24 protein-coding genes are annotated in these 22,853 nt (G+C 36.3%); 21 read left to right on the top strand and 3 right to left on the bottom strand.

Annotated elements, in window-relative coordinates; translation table 11 throughout:
- Positions 1-75: 75 nt before the first annotated feature.
- From C1726_RS20545 to C1726_RS20605, 12 genes are all read left to right on the top strand, one after another.
- Positions 76-849, top strand: a complete 774-nt coding sequence (locus C1726_RS20545) for a TerC family protein (RefSeq protein WP_102274853.1) — start codon at positions 76-78, stop codon at positions 847-849.
- 161 nt (positions 850-1,010) lie between these two features.
- Positions 1,011-2,222, top strand: coding sequence for an HpcH/HpaI aldolase/citrate lyase family protein (locus C1726_RS20550; protein ID WP_102274854.1), 1,212 nt, complete (start codon positions 1,011-1,013; stop codon positions 2,220-2,222).
- Positions 2,149-3,534 carry a phosphoribosyltransferase family protein gene (locus C1726_RS20555; protein ID WP_102274855.1) on the top strand — a complete coding sequence of 462 codons (1,386 nt, stop codon included), beginning with the start codon at positions 2,149-2,151 and terminating at the stop codon, positions 3,532-3,534. Before C1726_RS20550 ends, C1726_RS20555 begins: the two co-directional genes overlap by 74 nt.
- The gene (locus C1726_RS20560; protein WP_102274856.1) at positions 3,527-4,645 is read left to right on the top strand and encodes a cysteine protease StiP family protein; all 1,119 of its coding nucleotides are present in this window, start codon (positions 3,527-3,529) and stop codon (positions 4,643-4,645) included. Before C1726_RS20555 ends, C1726_RS20560 begins: the two co-directional genes overlap by 8 nt.
- Entirely contained in the window at positions 4,642-5,445 is an 804-nt protein-coding gene (locus C1726_RS20565) for an HAD family hydrolase (protein ID WP_102274857.1), read from the top strand. The genes C1726_RS20560 and C1726_RS20565 overlap by 4 nt, the downstream gene beginning before the upstream one ends.
- A gap of 525 nt (positions 5,446-5,970) precedes the next feature.
- A complete protein-coding gene (locus C1726_RS20575) occupies positions 5,971-7,608 on the top strand; it encodes a YceG family protein (protein ID WP_102274859.1) in 1,638 nt (545 codons plus the stop codon).
- A gap of 13 nt (positions 7,609-7,621) precedes the next feature.
- A complete protein-coding gene (locus tag C1726_RS20580; protein ID WP_102275879.1) occupies positions 7,622-8,722 on the top strand; it encodes a toxic anion resistance protein in 1,101 nt (366 codons plus the stop codon).
- A gap of 67 nt (positions 8,723-8,789) precedes the next feature.
- Positions 8,790-9,404 carry a TerD family protein gene (locus tag C1726_RS20585; RefSeq protein ID WP_102274860.1) on the top strand — a complete coding sequence of 205 codons (615 nt, stop codon included), beginning with the start codon at positions 8,790-8,792 and terminating at the stop codon, positions 9,402-9,404.
- A gap of 191 nt (positions 9,405-9,595) precedes the next feature.
- A complete protein-coding gene (locus C1726_RS20590) occupies positions 9,596-10,297 on the top strand; it encodes an anthrax toxin lethal factor-related metalloendopeptidase (RefSeq protein WP_102274861.1) in 702 nt (233 codons plus the stop codon).
- Between the two features lie 71 nt (positions 10,298-10,368).
- A complete protein-coding gene (locus C1726_RS20595; RefSeq protein ID WP_102274862.1) occupies positions 10,369-11,163 on the top strand; it encodes a thymidylate synthase in 795 nt (264 codons plus the stop codon).
- Positions 11,160-11,645 (top strand): dihydrofolate reductase, encoded by a 486-nt coding sequence (locus tag C1726_RS20600; RefSeq protein WP_102274863.1) that lies wholly within the window; start codon positions 11,160-11,162, stop codon positions 11,643-11,645. Before C1726_RS20595 ends, C1726_RS20600 begins: the two co-directional genes overlap by 4 nt.
- Before the next feature lie 103 nt (positions 11,646-11,748).
- Positions 11,749-12,480 carry a lysophospholipid acyltransferase family protein gene (locus C1726_RS20605; RefSeq protein WP_102274864.1) on the top strand — a complete coding sequence of 244 codons (732 nt, stop codon included), beginning with the start codon at positions 11,749-11,751 and terminating at the stop codon, positions 12,478-12,480.
- A gap of 299 nt (positions 12,481-12,779) precedes the next feature.
- On the opposite strand, the gene C1726_RS20610 is transcribed toward C1726_RS20605, so the two are convergent.
- Positions 12,780-13,016, bottom strand: coding sequence for a hypothetical protein (locus C1726_RS20610; protein WP_102274865.1), 237 nt, complete (start codon positions 13,014-13,016; stop codon positions 12,780-12,782).
- Between the two features lie 186 nt (positions 13,017-13,202).
- Between C1726_RS20610 and ilvA the strand changes: the two genes are divergently transcribed.
- The 4 genes from ilvA (at position 13,203) to C1726_RS20630 (ending at position 16,075) form a co-directional block, all read left to right on the top strand.
- Positions 13,203-14,471: a threonine ammonia-lyase IlvA gene (gene ilvA, locus C1726_RS20615; RefSeq protein WP_102274866.1), complete on the top strand. Its 1,269-nt coding sequence runs from the start codon at positions 13,203-13,205 to the stop codon at positions 14,469-14,471.
- 223 nt (positions 14,472-14,694) lie between these two features.
- Positions 14,695-14,892, top strand: coding sequence for a twin-arginine translocase TatA/TatE family subunit (locus C1726_RS20620; protein ID WP_066395167.1), 198 nt, complete (start codon positions 14,695-14,697; stop codon positions 14,890-14,892).
- An 85-nt stretch (positions 14,893-14,977) separates the two neighbouring features.
- Positions 14,978-15,736 carry a twin-arginine translocase subunit TatC gene (tatC, locus tag C1726_RS20625; RefSeq protein WP_102274867.1) on the top strand — a complete coding sequence of 253 codons (759 nt, stop codon included), beginning with the start codon at positions 14,978-14,980 and terminating at the stop codon, positions 15,734-15,736.
- An 87-nt stretch (positions 15,737-15,823) separates the two neighbouring features.
- Positions 15,824-16,075, top strand: coding sequence for a DUF2535 family protein (locus tag C1726_RS20630; protein ID WP_102274868.1), 252 nt, complete (start codon positions 15,824-15,826; stop codon positions 16,073-16,075).
- 76 nt (positions 16,076-16,151) lie between these two features.
- Here C1726_RS20630 and C1726_RS20635 read toward each other — a convergent pair whose 3' ends face one another.
- Entirely contained in the window at positions 16,152-16,658 is a 507-nt protein-coding gene (locus C1726_RS20635; RefSeq protein WP_102274869.1) for a PCYCGC motif-containing (lipo)protein, read from the bottom strand.
- Positions 16,659-16,861: 203 nt separating this feature from the next.
- Between C1726_RS20635 and C1726_RS20640 the strand changes: the two genes are divergently transcribed.
- The 5 genes from C1726_RS20640 to C1726_RS20660 all read left to right on the top strand — a co-directional run bounded on the left by C1726_RS20640 (position 16,862) and on the right by C1726_RS20660 (position 21,800).
- Positions 16,862-18,478, top strand: coding sequence for a sensor histidine kinase (locus C1726_RS20640; RefSeq protein WP_102275880.1), 1,617 nt, complete (start codon positions 16,862-16,864; stop codon positions 18,476-18,478).
- Between the two features lie 71 nt (positions 18,479-18,549).
- Complete coding sequence (locus C1726_RS20645; protein ID WP_102274870.1) at positions 18,550-19,524, top strand: nucleoside hydrolase; 975 nt, start codon at positions 18,550-18,552, stop codon at positions 19,522-19,524.
- A gap of 108 nt (positions 19,525-19,632) precedes the next feature.
- Positions 19,633-20,211, top strand: a complete 579-nt coding sequence (locus tag C1726_RS20650) for an SCO family protein (RefSeq protein ID WP_102274871.1) — start codon at positions 19,633-19,635, stop codon at positions 20,209-20,211.
- 171 nt (positions 20,212-20,382) lie between these two features.
- A complete protein-coding gene (locus C1726_RS20655; protein ID WP_102274872.1) occupies positions 20,383-21,219 on the top strand; it encodes an SGNH/GDSL hydrolase family protein in 837 nt (278 codons plus the stop codon).
- A complete protein-coding gene (locus C1726_RS20660; RefSeq protein ID WP_102274873.1) occupies positions 21,216-21,800 on the top strand; it encodes a YpmS family protein in 585 nt (194 codons plus the stop codon). The genes C1726_RS20655 and C1726_RS20660 overlap by 4 nt, the downstream gene beginning before the upstream one ends.
- 24 nt (positions 21,801-21,824) lie before the next feature.
- On the opposite strand, the gene C1726_RS20665 is transcribed toward C1726_RS20660, so the two are convergent.
- On the bottom strand, positions 21,825-22,589 hold the full coding sequence (locus tag C1726_RS20665; RefSeq protein ID WP_102274874.1) for a DUF4397 domain-containing protein: 765 nt from the start codon (positions 22,587-22,589) through the stop codon (positions 21,825-21,827).
- Positions 22,590-22,853: the final 264 nt, after the last annotated feature.

Raw genomic sequence — 22,853 nt, forward strand, 5'->3', positions numbered from 1 at the left:
TTGAAAAAGGCTCGGATGAACCGGGTCTTTTCAACCCAAAAATTATAGATTTATAACCAGGAGGAACATACAAGAATGGCGATTTTAGAAGGTATATTGAATACCTATGCCCAGTTTTTTAATTGGGAAATGTGGGTTGAGGTTTTAACAAATCCAGTCAGCTGGGGATTAATAGGAACACTTGTTATCATGGAAGGGCTTTTATCGGCTGATAATGCACTCGTTCTTGCTGTTATGGTTAAGCATTTACCTGAAAAGCAGCGGAAAAAAGCATTGTTTTATGGATTATTAGGCGCTTATATTTTCCGTTTTATTGCAATTGGAATTGGTGTCTTCCTAATCGAACTTTGGTGGGTAAAAGTATTAGGTGCAGGATATCTTGCATGGCTATCAATTAAATATTTCATTGATAAGAAAAAAGAAGCAGATAGTGAAGAAGAGGAAGAAGCACAAGGCATTAATAAAGGCGGCATTCTCATTCGACTATTTGGAACTTTTTGGGGAACAGTTGCAGCTGTTGAGATAATGGATATTGCCTTCTCTGTTGATAGTGTTCTTGCTGCCTTTGGGATCAGCCAGGAAGTATGGGTATTGTTACTTGGAGGTATGCTTGGCGTACTAATGATGCGTGGAGTTGCAGGCGTCTTCTTAAAATTGATTGATGCAGTACCTGAACTCGAAACTTCGGCATATGTTCTAATCTTGATCATTGCTGCTAAAATGTTATTGGGTGTATTCGGGATCCATATTGATCATATATATTTCTTCATTCTATTACTTGTTGTATTCGCGGGTACATTCATTATACACTTCATGAATAAAAAGAAAGAAGCGGCAAGTGGAGAATAATTCAAATTGCATAACTTGATAGACCAAAAGGGAACAGACAATTGTCCGCTCCCTTTCTTTTTACCTTTTTAAGGGAATTGTTGACCATACTATGCTATTCTATCTTTTATATAGATATTTGTTTATTGAATAATTTACTATTTTGAAACGGAGTTAGTAGGATGAGATTATTTTCAGATCTTCATGAAGAAGAATATGACCGAATTTTCTATAAAAAGCCTTTTCATTTTTCTAAGAATTCCCAGAGGGAAATTCTTGCTTATGCACTTGGTGCTACACTTTACATGCCGGCAACAAGGCCCAACATCCATCAAGATTTGCTTTCGAAGAAACATGCTGGACTGACCTCCATGGTGATTGATCTAGAGGATGCGATTGGGGACGAAGAAGTACATGTAGCTGAAAGCCTTCTTATTGAGGAACTGAATAACTTAAGTGTAGAGATGGAGAAAGGCCTGTTAAATGAGGATGACCTTCCGTTAATTTTTATTCGGATAAGAGATATTGATCAATTTATACGGTTGAAAAACCATATACAAAAAGGGCTTCATCTATTAACAGGCATTGTTATCCCAAAATTTTCTTTAGAACATGGCGAACCAATTTTACAAGAAATTAAAAAGCTTAATGATAGAGGTCATCAGTTATATGCTTTGCCTATTTTAGAAACAAAAAAAGTAATTGAAAAAGAGACGAGGCTAGATGAGCTTCTTTCAATTAAAAGGCTTGTTGATCAGTATGAGGAATATATATTAAATATTCGTATTGGTGCAACTGATTTTTGCGGTCTTTATGGCATCCGCAGGAATTCAGATACAACCGTTTATGATATTGCCGTTATTAGGGATTGTATATCAGATATTATCAATGTATTTTTACGATCCGATCATCCGTATGTTATTTCTGGACCTGTATGGGAGTATTTTTCTTCCAAGGAAAGAATGCTGAAGCCGCAATTAAGACAAACACCGTTTCGTGAGCGCTTCGGTCAGGATGGAATAGATTTAAGATCGAAATTAATTGATAAACATATGGACGGTCTTATTAGGGAAATTCTTATGGATATTACGAATGGATTAACTGGAAAGACTATTATTCATCCGACACATATTCGTCCGGTTCAGGCATTGAATACAGTGACATATGAAGAATATTTAGATGCAAAAAGTATTGTCAGTCAAGCAAATGGGGAAATCGGGGTAATGAAAAGTGCGTTCCAAAATAAAATGAATGAAATAAAGCCTCATTATTATTGGGCGCAAAAAGTACTTTTGAAATCAGAAATATACGGGGTGCTAAATGAAGAATACACATACATTGACCTGCTTACCAATGAAATTAACACTTCCAGTCCTGAACCAGTTAGCAGTTGATATTGAAATTACAGAAAATCCATATGAGCTAACACCGGATGATCTATTTCAGATGGCTGCAAGAATTAATAAGAAAAGATCGTTTCTATTTGTTAGTAAAGTATTGGGAAAGCATATTCCAATTAATCCTACAATAGGTCTAATAACCGGGGCATTGCTGGCAAACCGATATATAGAAACCGTGAAAGGGATTGAGACTGGATGCAGGGAAGAATTGCTTTTCTCCTTTTTAAATGATTCAAAAGGATATACAGACGATCCATTTATTGATGAACGAGTAAATCCTGTCATCATTGGCTTTGCTGAAACAGCAACTGCACTGGGACATGCATTCTATCATTCTTTTAAACAGGCAGATTTCTTCCATACAACAAGGGAGGAACTTCTTGGAATCGATCCGGTTATTACTTTTGAGGAAGAGCACTCACATGCGACATCTCACCGCTGCTATGTCGATGAATCGATACTTAATAACGATCGTGAAATCATCCTTGTTGATGATGAAATGACAACAGGAAAAACGAATGTGAATATTATTCGTTCCATTCATGCCAGATTTCCGAGAAAGATATATACAGTTGTCTCCATTTTGGATTGGCGCGGGGAAGAACATTTACAACTGTATAAAAAGCTTGAACAAGAGCTGGGAATTATCATTCATTCTGTTAGCCTGCTAAAAGGGAACATTCAAATATCAGGTAATCTTGGGATTGAAGAACAATTAACTGAAGGAACGGAAAGTAGATGTCATACGGCGGCAGTCTCAACTATTAATATTAATGAACGATTTCCTCATGAATTAACACCAATTAATTATCCCTCTATTTCCCTAGAGGGGGCGGTAAGGAACATTCCCTTTTCAGCTGAAACGGGACGCTTTGGTTTGAGTGCAGGATCGAATAAGCAGATTGATCAAACTCTAGAGGAAATAGGTCAATTTTTATCAACTCAAAGAACCGGAAAAAAAGTGCTTTGTCTTGGGACAGGTGAATTCATGTATGTGCCGATGAAGCTAGCTTCCTATATGGGACAAGGAGTCAGCTACCAGTCAACAACTCGCAGTCCAATCTATATAGAAAAAAGTGAACAGTATGGAGCCCAATATGGGATTACCTTTCCGAACCCAGAAGATGGGGGAATTAAGCAGTTTGTTTATAATATTCCTCCAAATGAATATGATCAGCTATTTGTATTTTTTGAAAGAGCAGTTTCAATGGACAAACTGCAGCCAATGCTTCAGGAGCTGATGAAAGCAAATATTCCTGAAATAAAAGTAGTTTTCTTTAATGGGAGTTGTATGGTGGATGAATAAATTGTTAAACAAAAAAAGTCAGTTTGGATCATATCATGAGAATGATGTTGTTTTTTTATTAAAGGATTTAAGCAGTTATGAGCTGGAAGGCACTACTGAGCATCGGGAGAAAAAAATTCAGTCAGGACAGCATTATAGTGAGACATTGCCTATTGAGTATCAGCCGCCAGATCATTACATGCAGGTTTTCAGGGAAACACTTGAAGAGTACAAGCAGAAGGTAGCTTTATGCACTGGGATTGTTGCTGAGCAAATTTTTCACCAAAAAGGAAAAGACACAGTTCTCGTATCTTTAGCCCGTGCAGGGACTCCAATCGGTATTCTAATCAAACGGTATATTCTAGCAAAATATCAGGAAAATCTTCCGCATTATAGCGTTTCAATTATTCGGGATAAAGGAATCGACGAAAATGCCATTCATTATATTCTAAAGAATCACCCTGGCAAACAAATTCAATTCATAGATGGCTGGACGGGAAAAGGTGCAATATCAATAGAATTAACAAAAGCTTGTCAAGTATTTAAGGAAAAGTACGGAATTGTTCTTGATGATACCCTTGCTGTTTTGGCTGACCCAGGACAATGTACTAGACTCTATGGAACAAGAGAGGATTTTCTCATCCCGAGTGCATGCTTAAATTCTACTGTTTCTGGCTTAGTCAGCAGAACAGTATTAAACGGCCAATTGATCGGATCAGAAGATTTCCATGGGGCTAAATATTATAAAAACTTAATTCATGCCGATGTTTCAAATGAATATATTGATATTGTGTCAAATGAGTTTCCTATGATCCAGAGAGAGGCATTTGAGGCTTTCGAACGGACATTAAATAATCAAATGGAGGCTACTTTTAAAGGGATGGATGAAGTGGTCCGAATGGCAAAGGAGTTTGGAATTGATTCCACTCATTTTGTTAAGCCGGGTGTTGGAGAAACAACGAGAGTGCTGCTGCGCAGAGTACCTTGGAAAATATTAATAAAAGACACAGATAGTCCATATGTCAGGCATATCTTGCTGCTTGCTAAGGAGAGAAATGTGGAAATTGTCCACTACCCAAATATGAGCTATACATGCTGCGGATTAATAAAAAAGGTAAGTGATAGCCAATGATGATGTTTGCCTCTGATTTAGACCGCACCCTTATCTATTCCAATCGGGCCCTTGCTGACTTTAAGCAGCATACGATAAGTGATCTAATTGCTGTTGAGTTAAAGGATGCACAAGAAGTAGCCTTCATGACAAACAATGCATACAGTTTATTAAAAGAATTAGCTGCCTCTCTTTTATTTATTCCTGTTACAACGAGAACATATGAACAGTATAAAAGGGTTTTTATTTTTACTGAATCCTTTCACTTAAAGTATGCAGTTACATCAAATGGGGCAACAATCATTTATAATGGGCTTCCCCTTCAAGAATGGAGAGAAACCGTTCAAAAGCGGCTGGAAAATGAATGTGTCCCATTTCAGAAAATGATGGAAGAAATGTTCAGGCTGCCGATAAATGGTACATTAAAAAAGGTTGAAAATCTATTTTTTTATTATCTCCTAGAGGAACCATTAACCTTGGAGACAAAAAATAGAATTCAAAAAATGGCAGACAGAAACGGCTGGAGAATTTCCATTCAAGGAAGAAAGCTGTATTTAATGCCGAAGCCTGTTTGTAAAGGGGAAGCGGTTAAGTTTATTAAAGAACGGGAAGGAATCCAAACCGTTTTTGGGGCTGGAGACTCCATACTAGATAATGATTTTCTAAAACTGTGTGATTACGCATATGTTCCTTCCCATGGTGAATTAAAAAATGAGGGGATTGGGCGTTCCAATTATTTATTTACTGCTCATCAAGGAGTTCTGGCTGGGGAAGAAATCTTACATAGTATATTAAATACAGTAACAGAAAAAAGTACTTAATTTTGCGATTCTCTCACCCATTTTCTTAGACAGAAATGCAGACCCGCTCCAAAAATGTAGGAACTTGTAAAGATGATAAATGCTCCAAGCAATGAAAAATGAAGGGATAATGTGAGTAGGGTCATTAGCAGTGACCAAAAAAACAAATCTATGAAAATAAAAAAGTCTGAACTCAAAACTTCCTCCACTAATTGTGTATCCGATTCATGTGTACGATATTTTGCCCTTCTATAAAGAAACCTCATAGCTGCTCACCTTCTATTCATAGTACTCAACTATATGCATGGACAAGATGAAAGGTGAAAGGACAAAAGGAAAGGAAATAAGGAATTGTAGGTTGAACTGTCCGAACCTGAATGATTTTTTTTTATATTTGGAGGAATCGTTTTAGAATTTAATGGAACGTATGGTATCATGGTAATAAGTTTACATTTATTTAAACTCCATTTCTGTTTTGGAGTTAGATTTTAGTAGTTTTAATATTCTTATTACAGTCTTTCGCTCATAGAGGGAAGGGATTATTAAATGAACGAGACATATAGTCAAATGAAACCTCATTTATTGCCGATTTCAAATGAGAATTGGCTTTCTATTTTAAAACAAGAAATAAAAGCGAGGCCCCGATTTGCCATTGAACAAAGAACGATTCATATAGGTCAGGTGGCTGCTCGGTTTTTAGGTGTTCCATTAGATGAAGATGAGTACTATAACATGCTGTACGATCTCATTCATACAGAAACAGCGGGACTTATCTTGTTAAGTGAGGATACGCTTGATAAAACGATTGATAACCAGCAATTCCAATCCATTCAAAAGGTTTTGAATATTAATCGGGAACAGAATTTATCGATTAATCGATTTGTTGCTTTTCTTGATGGAGAGCAGCTTTTACTAAAATCAGCTATTCCTTCCTTGCATAGAAAAACAAGAGAGGCGATGATAGCTGTTCTCGAACTATTTTCTGCGCAGGAAAAGGATGGATTAAAGAGTCAGGAATTAAGACGTGTACTTGTCGATATCATTAAGTGGACCATTAACCATCTTGGTGAGAAATGGAATGAGGCAAACCCTGAAAAGTCGATGCCAAAATTATTATGGTATGGAAATTCAAATAAAAGCCAGCACTATTTTCTATACTATTTATTCCAAATGGGATGTGACATCATTGTTTACTCTCCATCTGGGGAAGACATCATCATTGGTGATCATACAGAATTAGATCATGCGTTTATTCACAATTATCCGGAACAAAAACAGCCTGAGCCATTCCCTGCTGAAAAGAGAAGGCGCTCATCAACCGTTGCTTACCGAGCCTCTAGAGAAATTGAATCCATTTTAAATCATGAAGGATCGGGATTCTATAAGCCATGGCAGCTGCGTGAATATACTCCATTATCGGTTACATTGAAAACAACCTATGATGAACTATTTCTTTTGATTAAGGAAAAGGCAATGGTACGGCCAAACTTTGAGGTGAAGAATGGCCAAGTGAAAATTCCTGCAATTTTTGCTAAAGTACAAGGGGTTAGCAGGAACCGGAAAGAATATTGGGATCGATTACAGACGATCAGTCAAATGGATCACAGCCTTCTTATCCAAAGGTTTCCATTTACTAATAATGTTAACAATGATTTCCGTTTTCATTATCGAAATGCGCTAGGAAATGATGGCTTACTTGACCCCAGAAAAATGGTGGCAGCCCATTATTGGAAGTACCAGCATTTGCCAACCGGTCTTCAAAATGGGATTGCGATGGCTGTACGTAATATTTGCGCAAGACCTTACATTAAGCCTGTCTACCATGAGGAAATTGAGGAGCAAAGATCATTTCTGTTTGCTCAAGGAATGCAAATACCTGCAAGTATTTTGCAGCTGCTGCAAAAGTTTGATTATTCGCAGGACATTCCAAAGCTAGTTCTTTATAATAATGAGCTTAATGGCGCGATGACGCGTACAGACGCAGCTTTGTTATTATTACTTAATCAATTTGGCATTGATATTGTCTTGTATAATCCTCCAGGTCATAATGATTTAGAAAACTTTATTGATGAAGGGGTCTATGATGTCCATTGGCTAGAAGATGTAGTTTTTGAACAGGAATTTAAAGAACCAACTTTATTAAATAGAGTGAAGGGCATTTTCAAAAATTTAAGAGGAGATTGAAGCAATGAATCAAATGCAGCCAACAAATCTTGATCTTACATTAACAAAACCAACAGAAGATAAATTAACGGAAACGACTGCTTCAGAAATTAAGCTTGCTCTTCGTCAAGATCCAGAAGTGCAAAATTTAGCACGCTCAATCGATGAACGGGATCAAGTTCAAATCCTTGAATTCGGGAAGGAGCCAGCGACACAAATATCCCGTTTCTCCGATCAAATTTTAGGCAATATGCGGGCAACAAAGGTCGAAGATTCAGGTGAATTATTAAAGCAGCTCGGTCGAATCATGGATAAGTTTGATAAGAAAGATTTTGAAAAAACTTCAGGCGGATTATTTGGAAAGCTGTTCAAAAAAGGTGAAAAGCTTATTGATAAGCTATTTGGAAAATATCAAACGATGGGTCATGAAATTGACAAGATATATGTAGAAATTTCAAAGTACCAACATGAAATGGTTGAATCGACAACCATGCTGGACCAAATGTATGAGCAGAACTACCAATACTATTTAGCACTAGAAAAATATGCGGTAGCTGGGCAAATGAAGGCAGATGAGCTGAAAGCCAATCAGCTTCCCCAGCTTGAATCCCGTGCAGCTGCTGGCGACCAGATGGCATCAATGCAGCTGGATACCCTCAGAAATGGTATTGAATTACTAGAACAGCGTGTATATGATCTGGAAATGGCAAAAATGGTTTCCTTACAAACTGCACCCCAAATACGCTTATTACAAAGAGGGAACACGAAGCTTATCGGGAAAATTAATTCAGCATTTGTAACAACCATTCCGATCTTCAAAAATGGAATTATTCAAGCTGTTGCAGCAAAAAGGCAGAAGCTTGTTGCTGACTCAATGAACGAGCTTGATCGCAGAACAAATGAAATGCTTTTGCGCAACGCACAAAATATCTCTACTCAAAGTGCTGACATTGCAAGACTTGCAGGCAGTCCAAGCGTTAAAATTGAAACGATTGAAGAGTCATGGAACATCATTATTAAAGGGATGCAAGAAACTAAAGCAATTGAAGAAGAAAATAAGCGCATGCGTGAAGAGGGAACAAGAAGACTGGAACAGCTTCAGGATAATTTCAAAAAAATTAAGCTTCAAGGTTAATGGGCAATTGGCTATTTGCCAATTGTTTACATAAATATACAACCAAAAAAATTATGAGGTGAAAATGATGGCAATTAACTTACAAAAAGGACAACGTGTTGATCTTACAAAAGGAAATCCGGGACTTTCAAAAATTATGGTAGGCTTGGGATGGGATCCTGTTCAAAACCGAGGAGGCGGAGGGCTGCTTGGCTCATTATTCGGCGGAGGCGGAGGCGGTGCGAATATCGACTGTGATGCGTCCGTGATTATGCTTGGTGAAAATGGAAAAATTAGAAGCAACAGCGATGTTATTTATTTCGGGAATTTAAAGAGCAGTGATGGCAGTGTCCAGCACACTGGCGATAATTTAACAGGAGATGGAGACGGGGATGATGAGCAAATTCTAGTTGATTTAAGCCGTGTACCTTCTCAAGTTCATAAACTAGTGTTTGTAGTTAATATTTATGATTGTATGAAGAGAAAGCAGCATTTCGGAATGATTCAAAATGCATTTATTCGTATCGTGAACTCTGCTAATAATCAGGAAATGATCCATTTTAACCTAACAGATGATTACAGTGGACAAACATGCCTAGTTGTTGGTGAAATTTATCGACATGGAAATGAGTGGAAGTTTGCTGCGGTTGGAACTGGAACAGCTGCACCTGGCTTAGGTGATGTGGTCCGTTCATTCTCTTAATCAACTAAATCTTGTGCTTAAATATGGGACCAGACTTTGTAGTCTGTGTCCTATTTTTTTTTGGATAAGATTGGGCTGCCTCCTATATTCTTCTAGATAACTGCAACTCAATTAGATCATTTCACATGATATAATAATAGTATTCTAGTAAAATTACTTGACCTCAATGAATGATAGAAGGTGTTCTGCAAATGCGAAAAGTGAGCCTATTTTTATCTATACTGATAATTTCTCTAGCATTAATGGGCAGTTCTCAAGCAGCAATGGGCGGCATCCAGCTAAAAGATTACCCCAATCACTCGACTTTAAAAAAATCACTTGTGCTTAATTCCTCAGCTGTTCTAGCAAGCATCATTCTTTTGCCAACGGATCCGTTTGATGAGCGTGAAGCCGCACAAATTATTTCTAGAGTAGATAATTTGCCGTTTTCCTTATTATCAAAAGTAGGGGAAGAAAATATTAAACTTAAATTATTTATTGGCAGGCTAACTGATAATCCAACGGCGGCTCATCTTGAAGGTATGATTCCAAGAGGATATAAGGGAGGAACTACATGGGATGATGTACCTGGCATTGGAGGTTCCAAAACAGTTCTTGTGAAGATTGGATTCAGTGAAAAGGGAAGCGGACATAGCTCTGTAAATTTGGAACTCCATGAGCTGGCTCATTCCATTGACCGCTATGTTTATGATGGTATGCGGAATAATCAGAAATTCTTAAAGATTTGGAAGAAGGAAAAACAGTCATTATTCGCTAAGCAGGATTATTTCTTAGCCTTTCCAGAGGAGTATTTTGCAGAAACCTTTGCGATGTATTTTCTTGGCGGGGATTCGAGGAATCTTCTCAAGGTGAAGGCACCTGAAACATATCGTTTCATAAAAAGCTTAAAATAGGGGAAAGTATTTTTTTACCCCTCCTAATTTGATACAATAAAAACAATGCGAAAATAAAAGGTTGGGTTGAAATGAAACAATATTTAGAGCTTTGCAAGCATGTCCTTGAAAATGGGGTGAAGAAGGAAGATCGAACAGGAACGGGCACGATTAGTACATTTGGCTATCAAATGCGTTTTAATTTAGCGGAAGGGTTTCCGCTATTGACAACAAAAAAATTGCATTTACGCTCAATCATTTATGAATTGCTTTGGTTTTTAAATGGGGATACAAATGTTAAATTCCTTCAAGATAATGGGGTAAGAATCTGGAATGAATGGGCGGATGAAAATGGTGAGCTAGGTCCTGTATACGGACATCAATGGCGTTCATGGACAGGGGCAGACGGGAACACGATTGATCAGATAAGTGAGCTCATACAGCAAATAAAAACAAATCCTGATTCAAGGCGGATGATCGTAAACGCATGGAATGTCGGTGACCTTGATAAAATGGCTTTGCCGCCATGCCACTGTATGTTCCAATTTTATGTAGCCGACGGGAAGCTATCATGCCAGCTTTATCAGCGTTCAGCAGATGTATTTCTTGGTGTGCCATTTAATACCGCTTCATATGCCTTGCTTACACATATGATTGCACAGGTTTGTGATTTAGAACCTGGTGAATTCATTCATACATTTGGTGATACACATATCTATTTAAATCATCTCGAACAAATAGAGCTTCAGTTAAGCCGTGAGCCACGTGAACTGCCGAAATTGAAAATAAATTCAGAAGTGAAGGATCTATTTGGCTTTCAATTTGAAGACTTTGTTCTCGAAGAATATGATCCACATCCACATATTAAAGGAGTGGTAAGTGTATGATTTCACTTATGTGGGCAATGGATAATAATCGTGTTATTGGTTTTAATAATCAGCTTCCATGGCATCTTCCAGAAGATTTAAAGTTTTTTAAAAGAACAACGATGGGACATTCAATTGCTATGGGAAGAAAAACATGGGATTCCATTGGGCGCCCGCTTCCAGGAAGAGAAAACATCGTCATCACTCGCAATCCTGAATTCACATGTGAAGGATGTACCGCCTTAAATTCAGTTGAAGCCCTTCTTGAGTATAGCCAGCAAAAAGATGAAGAAATTTTTGTGATCGGCGGGGCGGAGATATTTAAACTCATTCTGCCTGATGCGGACAAGCTTTATTTAACTCGAATATACGATGAATTTGAAGGAGATACCTTTTTTCCAGCACTAAATTTGGAAGAATGGTCCTTGCTATCTCGAGAAAAAGGCATTAAAGATGAGAATAACCCATATGATTATGAATTTATGATTTATAGAAGAAAATAGTATTTAAAAGCTGCTCTTATGTGAGCAGCTTTTTTGTTATTTCTAGTTAAAATAGCCTATCTATTATATAATGGTAAGGTTGAGATAGATTGGGAGGAACAGAATGATTCGATTAATCGCATTTGTAGTATATATGATCAGCTATTTAATTTATAGTTTGCCGACACTAGCAAAAGTGAAGAAGCTGCGTCCCGAAATGCCAGTTGCTGAAAGGGATCGGCTCATTCATCGATTACCGAGTAAATGGTCAAGGACAATCATGAAAATAACTGGTTCAACGGTGGAAGTGAAGGGGCAGGAATTTTTGCCTGAAGGTCCAGTTGTGTTCGTTTGCAATCATGAAGGTGATTTCGATATTCCAGTTTTATTAGCGTTTATCGATAAACCATTTGGCTTTATTTCAAAGGTAGAAGTAAAAAAGGCCCCGATTATTTCATCATGGATGGAAGTAATGAATTGTGTCTTTATTGATCGTAAAGATCGGAGAAGCGCGGTACAGTCTATTCGGGATGGAGTAGCAAAACTAAAGAACGGTCATTCTATCGTAATTTTTCCAGAAGGAACGAGAAGCAAGGGCGGACCTATTGGTGATTTCAAAGCTGGAGGACTGCGATTAGCGAAGGACGCAGGGGTACCAATCGTTCCGATTGGGATAAGAGGGACCGCAGATATATTTGAAAAGAATAACCGGCTTGTTCGGCCGGCGAATGTTCAAATTAATATTTGCCAGCCAATTGACCCTCAGCTAATTCGTGAAAAGGACATGAAGGATGTTGCTGCAGACGTAAGAAATATTATTATTGATAGCTTTAAGAACGAGAAAAAGGCTTCGTAAGAGTCTAAAACTACTTAAAGTGTGTCTGAAGATACAATGAAATTGATACTATACAATGGCTTTTCAAATCGATTCTCGAAGCAACTTAGGTTCCGACAAGATTGAGCTTGAAAGAGCAAAAGTAGTCCGAAGTAGCCACAGGTACGACAAAATCGAGCTTAAGAGACTAAAGCTGTCTGAAGTAGCCGCAAGTTCCGACAAATTAGTATTCATTGTTTTCCAAAAGTGCAAAATATATAACAAAAAATAGGGTATGAAACTATAGCAGTTTCATACCCTTTTACTTTTGAACAAGTGTGTTAGTAAGTGGGATTGATCAAATAATCTGTTAACACATTCACCATGTTTTGAAACTCATTTGGATCACAAAATTCCTCAGGAGAAAAATTACTTTTTACCCATTGGATTAATTCGTGTGGAGTGTTGAAAAATTCCCCACTTGAATCACTCTTGCGAACCATATACCGCCCATTATCCTCATCCAATGTTACTTCCACCGGCAGTGCACAGTCGAGACTGCATAATGAAAACTCCACCTTTCCACCTCCCGAGAAATAATAGAAATCTTTTTTTCTTAACTTTCGATTAGTATATGTAAAAATCCTTCTTTTCTATTCGGTTAAATATCGGAAAAATAAAAATTTTTAAATTATATGATTGAAATCAAAAACTCACATGGTATAATGAACAAATTAATATCGGAAGAGAAATGAGGGTGACAGATGGAACAAAAGATAATAAAGAAAAAATGGGTGCAATTAGAGGAGATTTTGATTGCATACCAGCAATTGAAGGATATTGTTGCCCATACTCCTTTGCAAAAAAATGAACGCCTTTCAGAAAAATACAGCTGTAATGTTTATCTAAAGAGGGAAGATTTACAGCATGTGCGATCTTTTAAACTTAGAGGAGCCTACTACTCAGTAAAATCATTAAATGAAGCAGAGGTTATAAATGGGGTTGTTTGTGCAAGTGCTGGCAATCATGCACAAGGAGTCGCCTATGCTTGCCGTCATTTAGGTGTTCGCGGAAAAATTTTTATGCCAGCAACAACGCCTAAACAAAAAGTATTACAAGTTGAAATGTTTGGCAGAGAATTTGTCGAAATTATTCTTGTCGGAGATACTTTTGACGATTCGTATGAACAGGCAATTAAATGTGCTGAGGAAGAACAGTGTGCATTTATCCATCCATTTGACAATGAAAAAGTAATTGCTGGTCAAGGAACGGTTGCTGTTGAGCTTTTGAATGATTGTGAGGAGCCTGTTGATTACGTTTTTGCAAGCATTGGCGGCGGCGGACTAGTAGCAGGAATCAGTACGTATGTAAAAAGCATATCCCCAAAGACAAAAATTATTGGTGTTGAACCAGCTGGAGCACCATCAATGCTCACATCTTTGCAAAATAAGTCAGTTACTGTATTAGATGAAATTGATAAGTTTGTAGATGGGGCAGCGGTGAAATGTGTAGGATCAAAAACCTTTGATATCTGTTCTGAATTGGTTGATGATGTTTTACTCGTTCCTGAGGGAAAGGTTTGTACAACGATTCTGGAGCTGTATAATGAACACGCGATTGTGGCTGAACCAGCAGGTGCTTTGCCAATATCAGCACTCGATTTGTATAAAGAGAAAATCATAGGGAAAAATATAGTATGTGTAGTAAGCGGTGGAAATAATGATATTGAGCGGATGCAGGAAATGAAGGAACGGTCATTATTATATGAAGGATTATTGCGTTATTTTATTGTGAATTTTCCGCAGAGGGCGGGAGCATTAAGAGAATTTCTCGATGAAGTGCTCGGAAAATCAGATGATATCATCCGTTTTGAATATACGAAAAAAAATAATAAAGAAAATGGCCCAGCATTAGTGGGAATTGAATTGAAGAATAAGAGAGATTACAATAGCTTAATTGAGCGGATGGATAAAAAGGGGTTTGCTTACAAGGAGATAAATAAGGACAGTAACCTTTTCCATTTGCTAATATAGGTGTATTAGGAGTAATATAGTACATGTAGCAGTGGTGGTTCATTAACGGCTTTAGAAAAGAAATATAAATTATTCCAGATAGAAATGAAAAAAGTCACATATTTTAAAAATAGGTTTTTAATGTGAACTAAATATGAACTTTTTTATTCTTTTCCCACAAGCATCACTAAAACCACTATAATGATACTAGAATGACTAGTAAGCACACTAAGGAGGATGTTTTATGCTATCAAACATCGGTATTCCTGGATTAATATTAATTCTTGTATTAGCATTAATTATTTTTGGTCCAAAAAAATTGCCTGAAATTGGTCGTGCATTTGGGCAGACGTTAAGAGAGTTTAAAAAATCCACGCGTGAATTAACAAGTGATGTCATGGAAGAATTTGAAGATGACGATAAGAAAAAAACGGTTAAATAAGGTGCAGGATTAAATATCTTGCCCTTTTTTTATCGTGTTTTTCATCGTTAAATAGAACTTTACTTCAAATTGGCAGGAGAAAAATATGGCAGATAAAGAATTAAATTTAGTTGATCATTTAGATGAATTAAGAAAAAGACTAATTATAACAGTTGGTGCTTTTTTAGTCTTTTTTGTAGTCGGGTTTATATATGTCAAAGATATTTATCAATGGTTTGTTCGGGATCTCGATGTAAAATTAATTGTTCTTGGTCCAAGTGATATTGTTTGGGTTTACTTTATGATTGCCTCTGTCATTGCAATTGCAGGAACTATTCCAATTTTAGCATTGCAAATCTGGTTGTTTGTCAAGCCAGCATTAAAACCGATTGAAAGGAAAATCTCTCTTTCATATGTACCCGCCTTGTTTATATTATTTATCATTGGACTTTGTTTCGGATATTTTGTCATTTTTCCAACAGTGCTAGGTTTTCTAGTTGAATTGGGCGGACAGATGCTAGAGACTAATTTTACTGCCGATAAGTATTTCCGTTTTATCATGCATATGACGATTCCGTTCGGAATTCTTTTTGAATTGCCGGTAGTGATTATGTTCTTGACATCTCTCGGTGTAATTAATCCGTATGCCCTACAAAAGATAAGAAAATATGCGTATTTTATTTTAATAGTTATTTCAATTGTTATTTCTCCGCCAGATTTTATGTCAGATGTTCTTGTTGCAATTCCTTTGCTGTTCTTGTATGAAATAAGTATTAATTTATCAAAAATTGTTTACAAACGTAAGCTGAAAAAAGAAAAGGAATGGGAAGAAAACAACGAATTTGAAATACTGGACGAGAACTAAAAATTTTTTTGTCCCCATAAATAGACAGTTTTTGATCGGGAATTAGGGTATAATATAGACAAACGGGTGAAAAAGAGGATTGATATTTTGCTATTCAAAAGCCTAGAGTTCAAAAATGCGGTTGGACAGAAGGTAAAGATCACAGAAATTCCTGTATTAAACAAAAATAGCCCTTATTATTTCATGATTCAAGTCCGTTTGCAAGCCTTCATAACATCAATTTATGGGGTTCAAAAAGAGAACAAAATTTACTCATATCGAGAGTATTTAAAGAGAGTGTTAAAATGGCCTGATTATCAGAAACTATTTAAGACTCCAGAACTAAAAAATAATGCATAAGTTTTTGAGTACCGGCAGATTTGCCGGTACTTTTTTTTAGCTAATAAAAAAAGTCTGAGCAAATTGCTCAGACTTTTTAACCTGGAAATGGAGTAGGTGTAGGTTCTGCATACCCATCTTTGTAGGTATCATCAATATATTGACGAATGTCTTTTATTGATTTCCCTTCGTTTAACATGTTAATGCTTTTTGCTGCTGTATCAAGACATGTGCCGCATCGGGTTCCATGATCATCCCATACGACTTCGCCATTTTCTTTGTTTTCATGAATAAAACAATCATAATTATCCTTATGTGCAGCTGAATCGCCACATCCACAATAACATGGAATATTCTCTAAAAGATCTTGGTATTCTCCAACAGCACTATAAACCATTTGAATTTGTTCATGTTGACCTTCTAGAAATTTTGGCGGTTTTGAAATAGAAGCAGTCATTTCGCGTAAATCACCATTTTCTGCATGAAAGGAATGCTTGTTCTGATCCTTCTTTGCTTTCGTTTCCTCCTCAGTTGAAGAACAGGCCGATAGTAAAACGAAGATAGTTGTAAAAGTTAGGAAATATGCAAATATATTTTTTTTCATATAATCACCTATTTTCTCTTTATTATTCACTTCAATAACATCATAGCATAATTAAAATTGCTGATTGATTAAAAAACAGCCTAAATAATCTTGAAAAACATAATTGTGCTTAAATCGTAAAATTTTGTGTTTTTAGAGGATTTATGTAAACCTCTGTCGAATGGAAAGTTTATAAAGTGGAAAAAGGACTCGGTGAACGAATAATGAAGGAACAATTAAACAACTTGCCTTTATTCAGAAAAATTTTGTTATTCTCCTTTTTTGTAAGCTTAATTCTAGTTATTTCGACAGCCGGAATTAGTCTATTGCTTCAAACGAAGCAAATGGAAAAGCAGCTCCGGTTTCGCGTTGTTGAAATGTCAACATTATGGGGGACAATCCTTAATATCGATGACTTAAAAAATGTAAAAGCGGAAAGAAGTCTTGATCATCCTTCTTTTCAATCCTTGAAGTATAGCATATCTCTTGTCAATGAAAATGCTCCATATTCAAACGCTTTCTTACTTGCACCAGAAGTTTCTGCTGCTGGAGAGTTATTTGTTCTTGTTAGCTCAGAAGACTACGAAAAAAAGGGCGTGAAGTCGCTCTCTTCCTTGAAAGTTGATGGAACATTTTTAAAATCGTTCAATGAAGCTATACAAAATGAGAAGATTGTTTCTAGTCCGCTGTATCGGGATGAATTAGGTCTTTGGATTACCTCTTTTGTGCCAATTTCAGATCATAATGGCAAAGTGGCTGCTATTTTAGCAATGGATATTAATGCTGCCATCCTAAGTGAATACCAAAAGAATATTACCCTTTATCTTATCGGAATCTTTTTTGTTCTTATAATTATTTATTATTTCGTATTGAAGAGAGGCTTAAGGAAATTTCTGAATCCTGTGAATGAAATAATTTCTGGGTTTAACGAAGTTAGTAAAGGAAATTTTGAAGTGAAATTAAAGACGGCTGACCAGTCAGATTTAGGAATATTGGTCGAACGATTTAATGCAATGACGAATCAGCTCTCACAACTTTTTGACCGTTTATCAGCAACGACTGAACAATTTGGAACTGGGAATAAAAATATGGCTCCATTGCATAGATTTGAAGAGGCTATTGATGAAATGGAACAAATTCTGCATAGAACAAAAATCCAGCGTGAGCTCCAGCGTGCAGAAAAAATGAATGCGATTGGACAGCTGGCTGCCTCAGTTGCTCATGAAATTAGAAATCCAATGACTGTTGTGAAAGGGTTTTTGCAAATTTTCTTGGCAAAAGAACAGATGAGTGAAGAAGAACGAATGTATATTAGACTGATGATTGAAGAGATGCATAGGGCAGAAACGATTATTAATGATTACTTATCCTTGGCTAAGCCTGATATTGAACATATGGAATTGGTGGATGCAGGTGAGTTTGCTTCTAGGGTAATGGATTTAATGAACTCATATGCAATGATGTCGAAGAATATTTCGATTGAGATCAGTCTAAACCATGGGGTATACATAAAGAGTAATCCAAGTGAATTAAGGCAAGTCCTCATAAACATATTAAAAAATGGCATTGAAGCTATGAAAGACGGTGGCAATTTAAATCTATCTGTTTATAAGGAAAATGGATATGGTGTGTTTAAAATTAGTGACACCGGCATAGGTATGTCAAAAGCTGAATTGGAAAGATTAGGTACACCCTTTTATTCATTAAAGGAGAAAGGGACAGGCATCGGAATGATGGTATGCTATCAGATTATAGAAAGAATGAAAGGAAAGATAGCGGTGGAAAGCGAAGTTGGCATCGGAACTACATTTAAAATTTTTATCCCATTAGCTGAAGAATGAAGTAATGAAAATATTGCCATTTCTTCCTCCTTCCTGAATATGTTTATGAATAGGAGGTGGGTGGCGTAAAAATGAAAAATGTCCTTATATTCAGTGATTTTGGGATTGATGATATTGTTGCTGCGATATTTGCTCTGTTTTCTGATGAAATAAATGTGGTAGGCATTGTAGCTGATTATGGAAATGTTTCCAGGAAAGATGCTTTGAGAAACGCGGCGTTTTTGCAGAATGTCACGGGAGTAAAGACGATTCCAACATTTGGAGGAGCTGTACTCCCTCTGACGGGGGAAAGACCAGTCTACTATCCTGAAGTACATGGATTCGAGGGTCTCGGTCCTATTGATCCACAAATGGAAGTGAATCCAGATTTATTTGAAAACTTTAATGAAATTGTTCCATTGATTGAAGAATATGAAAACAATTTGATAATTGTTAATATAGGCAGATTGTCTTCATTAGCCACGGCATTTATTTTGTATCCAAATCTAATGAAGAAAATTACTGATTTCTATATTATGGGTGGAGCATTTAACTTTCCAGGAAATGTAACTCCGGTAGCAGAGGCAAATTTTTATGGGGATCCTTATGCAGTGAAAATTCTGATTAATGAGTCACCGAAAAAGCTTCATATCCTCCCGTTGAATGTGACAATGTCTGCCATTATTACACCGTCTATTATAAATACCCTTCATCAGCATTATGAAAAAACTCAGAACAAAACGGGATTGATTGTAAAACCGATGGTTGATTATTATTATGAATTTTATCAAAAAACAAATCCAGGTATTAGCGGTAGCCCATTACATGATGTATTTACTTTATGGGCTTTATTTGATGAGGCAGATGTTGTCTATCAGGAAGCCCCTGTTCAAGTGGTAGTTGATCAAGGAATTGCTTTCGGGCAAAGTATTGGCGATTTCAGAAAAGCTCCTGATTTAGAATCTAAAGATTTTAAAATTCATAAAGTTGCCGTACAGTTTAATTATCGGTCCTTTATTAGATCCTTTTTTGATGTCATGAAAAATCATAATGGGAAATTATCATAAAAAGGGTAGTCAAAAGTTTAGTTCACAAGTTTGTCACCGATTTTTCTTCCTTCTTTCTTATACGTCTGCTAAAATAGGTTCGTATATGGATAGGAGCGGATAACAATAATGAAAATACGAATACTGACAATCATAAGCATTTTAACCGTACTACTCCTTTCAGCATGTGGCAAAGGGGAATTAAAGGACGCTAAAAACTGGCCAGTACCAGATTTTACTTACACAGATCAAAATAATAAATCTTTTGGATTAGCAGATTTAGAAGGAAAAGTGTGGGTTGCAGATTTTATCTATACAGCCTGCCCAGATATTTGTCAGCCAATGACTTTTAATATGAGCAAATTGCAAGAAATGGCGAAAAAAGAAGACATTGAAAATATTGAATTTGTTTCCTTTAGTATAGACCCAGTTGTAGATAAACCAGAAGTGTTAGCAGAATATAGCAAGCAATTTAATGCAGATTTAAAAAATTGGCATTTTCTTACTGGATATGCACAAAAGGATATAGAAGCATTTGCGATGGAAAATTTCAAAACAATTGTACAAAAGCCTGAAAATAGTGATACTGTCATTCATCAATCATATTTTTATTTAGTTAACCAAGAAGGAAAAATTCAACAGCTATATACCGGTGATAAAGAAGTTCCATATGAGGAAATTATTGATGATATAAAGACATTGCAATAGACCTACACGATAGGTCTATTTTTTCTTGATCCTTTTCTTAGTCAATATTTACATACGATCAAATAGGTTTGGAGCGTTATGTAATCTATTTTACGTGTTATAATATCAATACTAAGTGTCAAATAGCCCTACAGCTAGATGCTTCACTTTTCTAAAAAGCCGGGTGATAAAATGAGAAAGATTATGCCATTCATTCTACTTAGTTTACTGTTTTTGGCTTCATGCAATCCTAATTCAGTTATAAAGGAAAAACTAAATCAGCATAAAGAAGTAGCATTAATGATCAAGGAAAATGTTCCTGAAGAATTTATTCCTCAGGATATTAAAATAGTTTCTGTTGGTGATTCATTAACACAAGGTGTTGGAGATACTACAAAACGTGGCGGTTATGTGCCATATCTAGAGGCATTGCTTGAAAAAGACAAATCGATTAATGATGCTTTATTTGACAACTTCGGAATTAGGGGAAATCGATCGGATCAGCTCTTAAAAAAGCTTGCATCAAGCGAGGTAAGGGAAGCTGTGAAAGAAGCAGATTATGTCATTGTAACTATAGGGGGCAATGATGTAATGAAAGTTGTACGGGAGAATTTCTCTAACTTAAATCTCAAAGTCTTTAGTGCGCAAAGAAGAATATATGAAGATAATTTGCACGGAGCATTGACTGCGGTCCGCAACGAAAATCCGAATAGCAAAATCATATTAGTTGGGCTGTATAACCCGTTTTTTAAGTGGTTTGCAGATGTAAGGGAAATTAATGTAATTATTGAAGAGTGGAATCATGCAAGTAAAAACGTATTAATGGAATACCCTAATACTTATTTTGTGGAGATTGCAGATCTTTTCTATGATGAAGGGGAAGAAATCCTGCATACAGATTATTTCCATCCAAACGATCATGGATATGAATTAATCGCTAACCGAATTTTCGATAAAATAAATATAGAGATACTAGAAAAGCCTTCAGCTGTTCCAGTTACGGCTGAAAACAAGGAGAATGGAAATTGAAGGATCAGAAATGGAAAAAGCTTTTTTTTCTTTTGCTTAGTTTAATTGTAATATTTTTACTCGTTATATTCATATTATTGAAAACGCCAGCAACTGAGGAGAAGTATATAGCAGAAAATTTAAATACAGACGATTATGTTCCGTTTAAAATTCAAACAGATAAACAAGATCTAAACCAAGTAATCAATCATTATCTAAAAAAAGAGGGCTTAACAGGAGCGATTGATTATAAAGTCATTTTAAATGATGAAGTAGAACTATATGGGCTGATTCCTGTTTTTAGTCAAGATATCCAGCTAAAGCTTACATTCGAACCACAGGTTTTAGATAATGGCGACATTGTTCTTCAGCAGAAGTCCATATCAGTTGGGCAGCTGCAATTACCAGTCTCGTATGTTTTAAAATTTATTGGCGATAAATATAAACTTCCAAAAGGGGTGACTATTCACCCGAACGAAGAAAAAATTTATGTTTCATTGCAAAAAATGAAATTAAAGAGTGATGTGAAAGTAAAGGTTGATGAATTCAACTTAAAAAATGACGATATACGTTTCACTTTATTAGTCCCAGTAAAAGATTAAAAGGCGTGACAGCAGTCATGCCTTTTATCCTTCAAACATTATGGCTTCAAGCTCCGGCCCGTCAGCAACTGATCCAATAAAGAAGATAGAATATACTTTGTTTGGTTCTAAACGAACGTGAGGAATGGATAATACAACGTTTTTGGATCCTGCAATTCGTGCCTCAAGATCAACGGTCATTGGCGAAAGTCCGAGATAGCTCGTGAATTTGCGGTAGGCGATATTAGGGAAAATGACATCTCTGTCCTTTACCGCAATATCGAAAGCTGGTGCATCATCCGCTAAATGAATGAATCTTAATTTTGTTTCCCCGTGTGGCACGTGATGCTCATCTTCCAAAGCAAGCCATTTTAAACTTTTTCCGGTCCCGCTGAATAGGAAAGTATAGTTTTTTCCTTGTCCGACGATAATCTTTCTGCTTAAGACGGTTGAAACCATATTCCCAGCAGGATAGATGTCTACTTGATATTTTCCAGCTGGCAGAGATAGGTAGGTACTTGCTTCTTTAAATGGGAAGTCCTTTAATATCCTTGAACCATTTACATAAATATCAACATTTGATGCATCATTGGAGCCATGAACGAAACGTATTTTTGCAGGATGAACTGCCCCGTTTTGAGGAAGGTTCATGTGCGTCCGCATAGAATGAGCAGCTAGTGTCATATATTTTAAGTGCTTCTGATAAAAAGCGATATGCATTGCAGGATCTATATATTTATAATAATTGGCTAATAAATCATAATGTGCCGCTTTTTGAAAGTGATTTTCCTGATTTCTATTTAGAGACATACCTCTCGCTCCTATCTAGGTCGTATACGTTAGTAACATATGCAGAACGATCTAGGTTGGTGTCACGATATAGAATTCGTAACTAAAATGCAGTTTGCAAAAAAAACATAGAATTTGCAAAAAAAAATCGTATCTTTGCAAATCTACAGCGGTTTTCGCAAATAAAATAGTAATTTTCGCAAAAATAACATGTTTTATGAAAAAGCAAAAATTTAGCTTTACTTATGGCTGAAAATTCCATATAATAAAAACATATCAATGAAA

It is taken from the genome of Cytobacillus massiliigabonensis, assembly GCF_900199725.1.
Taxonomy (GTDB): Bacteria; Bacillota; Bacilli; order Bacillales; family Cytobacillaceae; genus Cytobacillus; species Cytobacillus massiliigabonensis.

What these genes read in the sequence shown, in the direction of transcription:
- C1726_RS20590 (WP_102274861.1), top strand. Translation starts at nt 9,596, where the DNA reads ATGCGAAAAGTGAGCCTATTTTTATCTATACTGATAATTTCTCTAGCA.
- C1726_RS20640 (WP_102275880.1), top strand. Translation starts at nt 16,862, where the DNA reads ATGAAGGAACAATTAAACAACTTGCCTTTATTCAGAAAAATTTTGTTA.
- C1726_RS20595 (WP_102274862.1), top strand. Translation starts at nt 10,369, where the DNA reads ATGAAACAATATTTAGAGCTTTGCAAGCATGTCCTTGAAAATGGGGTG.
- tatC (WP_102274867.1), top strand. Translation starts at nt 14,978, where the DNA reads ATGGCAGATAAAGAATTAAATTTAGTTGATCATTTAGATGAATTAAGA.
- C1726_RS20605 (WP_102274864.1), top strand. Translation starts at nt 11,749, where the DNA reads ATGATTCGATTAATCGCATTTGTAGTATATATGATCAGCTATTTAATT.
- C1726_RS20555 (WP_102274855.1), top strand. Translation starts at nt 2,149, where the DNA reads ATGAAGAATACACATACATTGACCTGCTTACCAATGAAATTAACACTT.
- C1726_RS20580 (WP_102275879.1), top strand. Translation starts at nt 7,622, where the DNA reads ATGCAGCCAACAAATCTTGATCTTACATTAACAAAACCAACAGAAGAT.
- ilvA (WP_102274866.1), top strand. Translation starts at nt 13,203, where the DNA reads ATGGAACAAAAGATAATAAAGAAAAAATGGGTGCAATTAGAGGAGATT.
- C1726_RS20620 (WP_066395167.1), top strand. Translation starts at nt 14,695, where the DNA reads ATGCTATCAAACATCGGTATTCCTGGATTAATATTAATTCTTGTATTA.
- C1726_RS20550 (WP_102274854.1), top strand. Translation starts at nt 1,011, where the DNA reads ATGAGATTATTTTCAGATCTTCATGAAGAAGAATATGACCGAATTTTC.
- C1726_RS20650 (WP_102274871.1), top strand. Translation starts at nt 19,633, where the DNA reads ATGAAAATACGAATACTGACAATCATAAGCATTTTAACCGTACTACTC.
- C1726_RS20655 (WP_102274872.1), top strand. Translation starts at nt 20,383, where the DNA reads ATGAGAAAGATTATGCCATTCATTCTACTTAGTTTACTGTTTTTGGCT.
- C1726_RS20545 (WP_102274853.1), top strand. Translation starts at nt 76, where the DNA reads ATGGCGATTTTAGAAGGTATATTGAATACCTATGCCCAGTTTTTTAAT.
- C1726_RS20560 (WP_102274856.1), top strand. Translation starts at nt 3,527, where the DNA reads ATGAATAAATTGTTAAACAAAAAAAGTCAGTTTGGATCATATCATGAG.
- C1726_RS20575 (WP_102274859.1), top strand. Translation starts at nt 5,971, where the DNA reads ATGAACGAGACATATAGTCAAATGAAACCTCATTTATTGCCGATTTCA.
- C1726_RS20645 (WP_102274870.1), top strand. Translation starts at nt 18,550, where the DNA reads ATGAAAAATGTCCTTATATTCAGTGATTTTGGGATTGATGATATTGTT.
- C1726_RS20585 (WP_102274860.1), top strand. Translation starts at nt 8,790, where the DNA reads ATGGCAATTAACTTACAAAAAGGACAACGTGTTGATCTTACAAAAGGA.
- C1726_RS20565 (WP_102274857.1), top strand. Translation starts at nt 4,642, where the DNA reads ATGATGATGTTTGCCTCTGATTTAGACCGCACCCTTATCTATTCCAAT.
- C1726_RS20665 (WP_102274874.1), bottom strand. Translation starts at nt 22,589, where the DNA reads ATGTCTCTAAATAGAAATCAGGAAAATCACTTTCAAAAAGCGGCACAT.
- C1726_RS20600 (WP_102274863.1), top strand. Translation starts at nt 11,160, where the DNA reads ATGATTTCACTTATGTGGGCAATGGATAATAATCGTGTTATTGGTTTT.
- C1726_RS20635 (WP_102274869.1), bottom strand. Translation starts at nt 16,658, where the DNA reads ATGAAAAAAAATATATTTGCATATTTCCTAACTTTTACAACTATCTTC.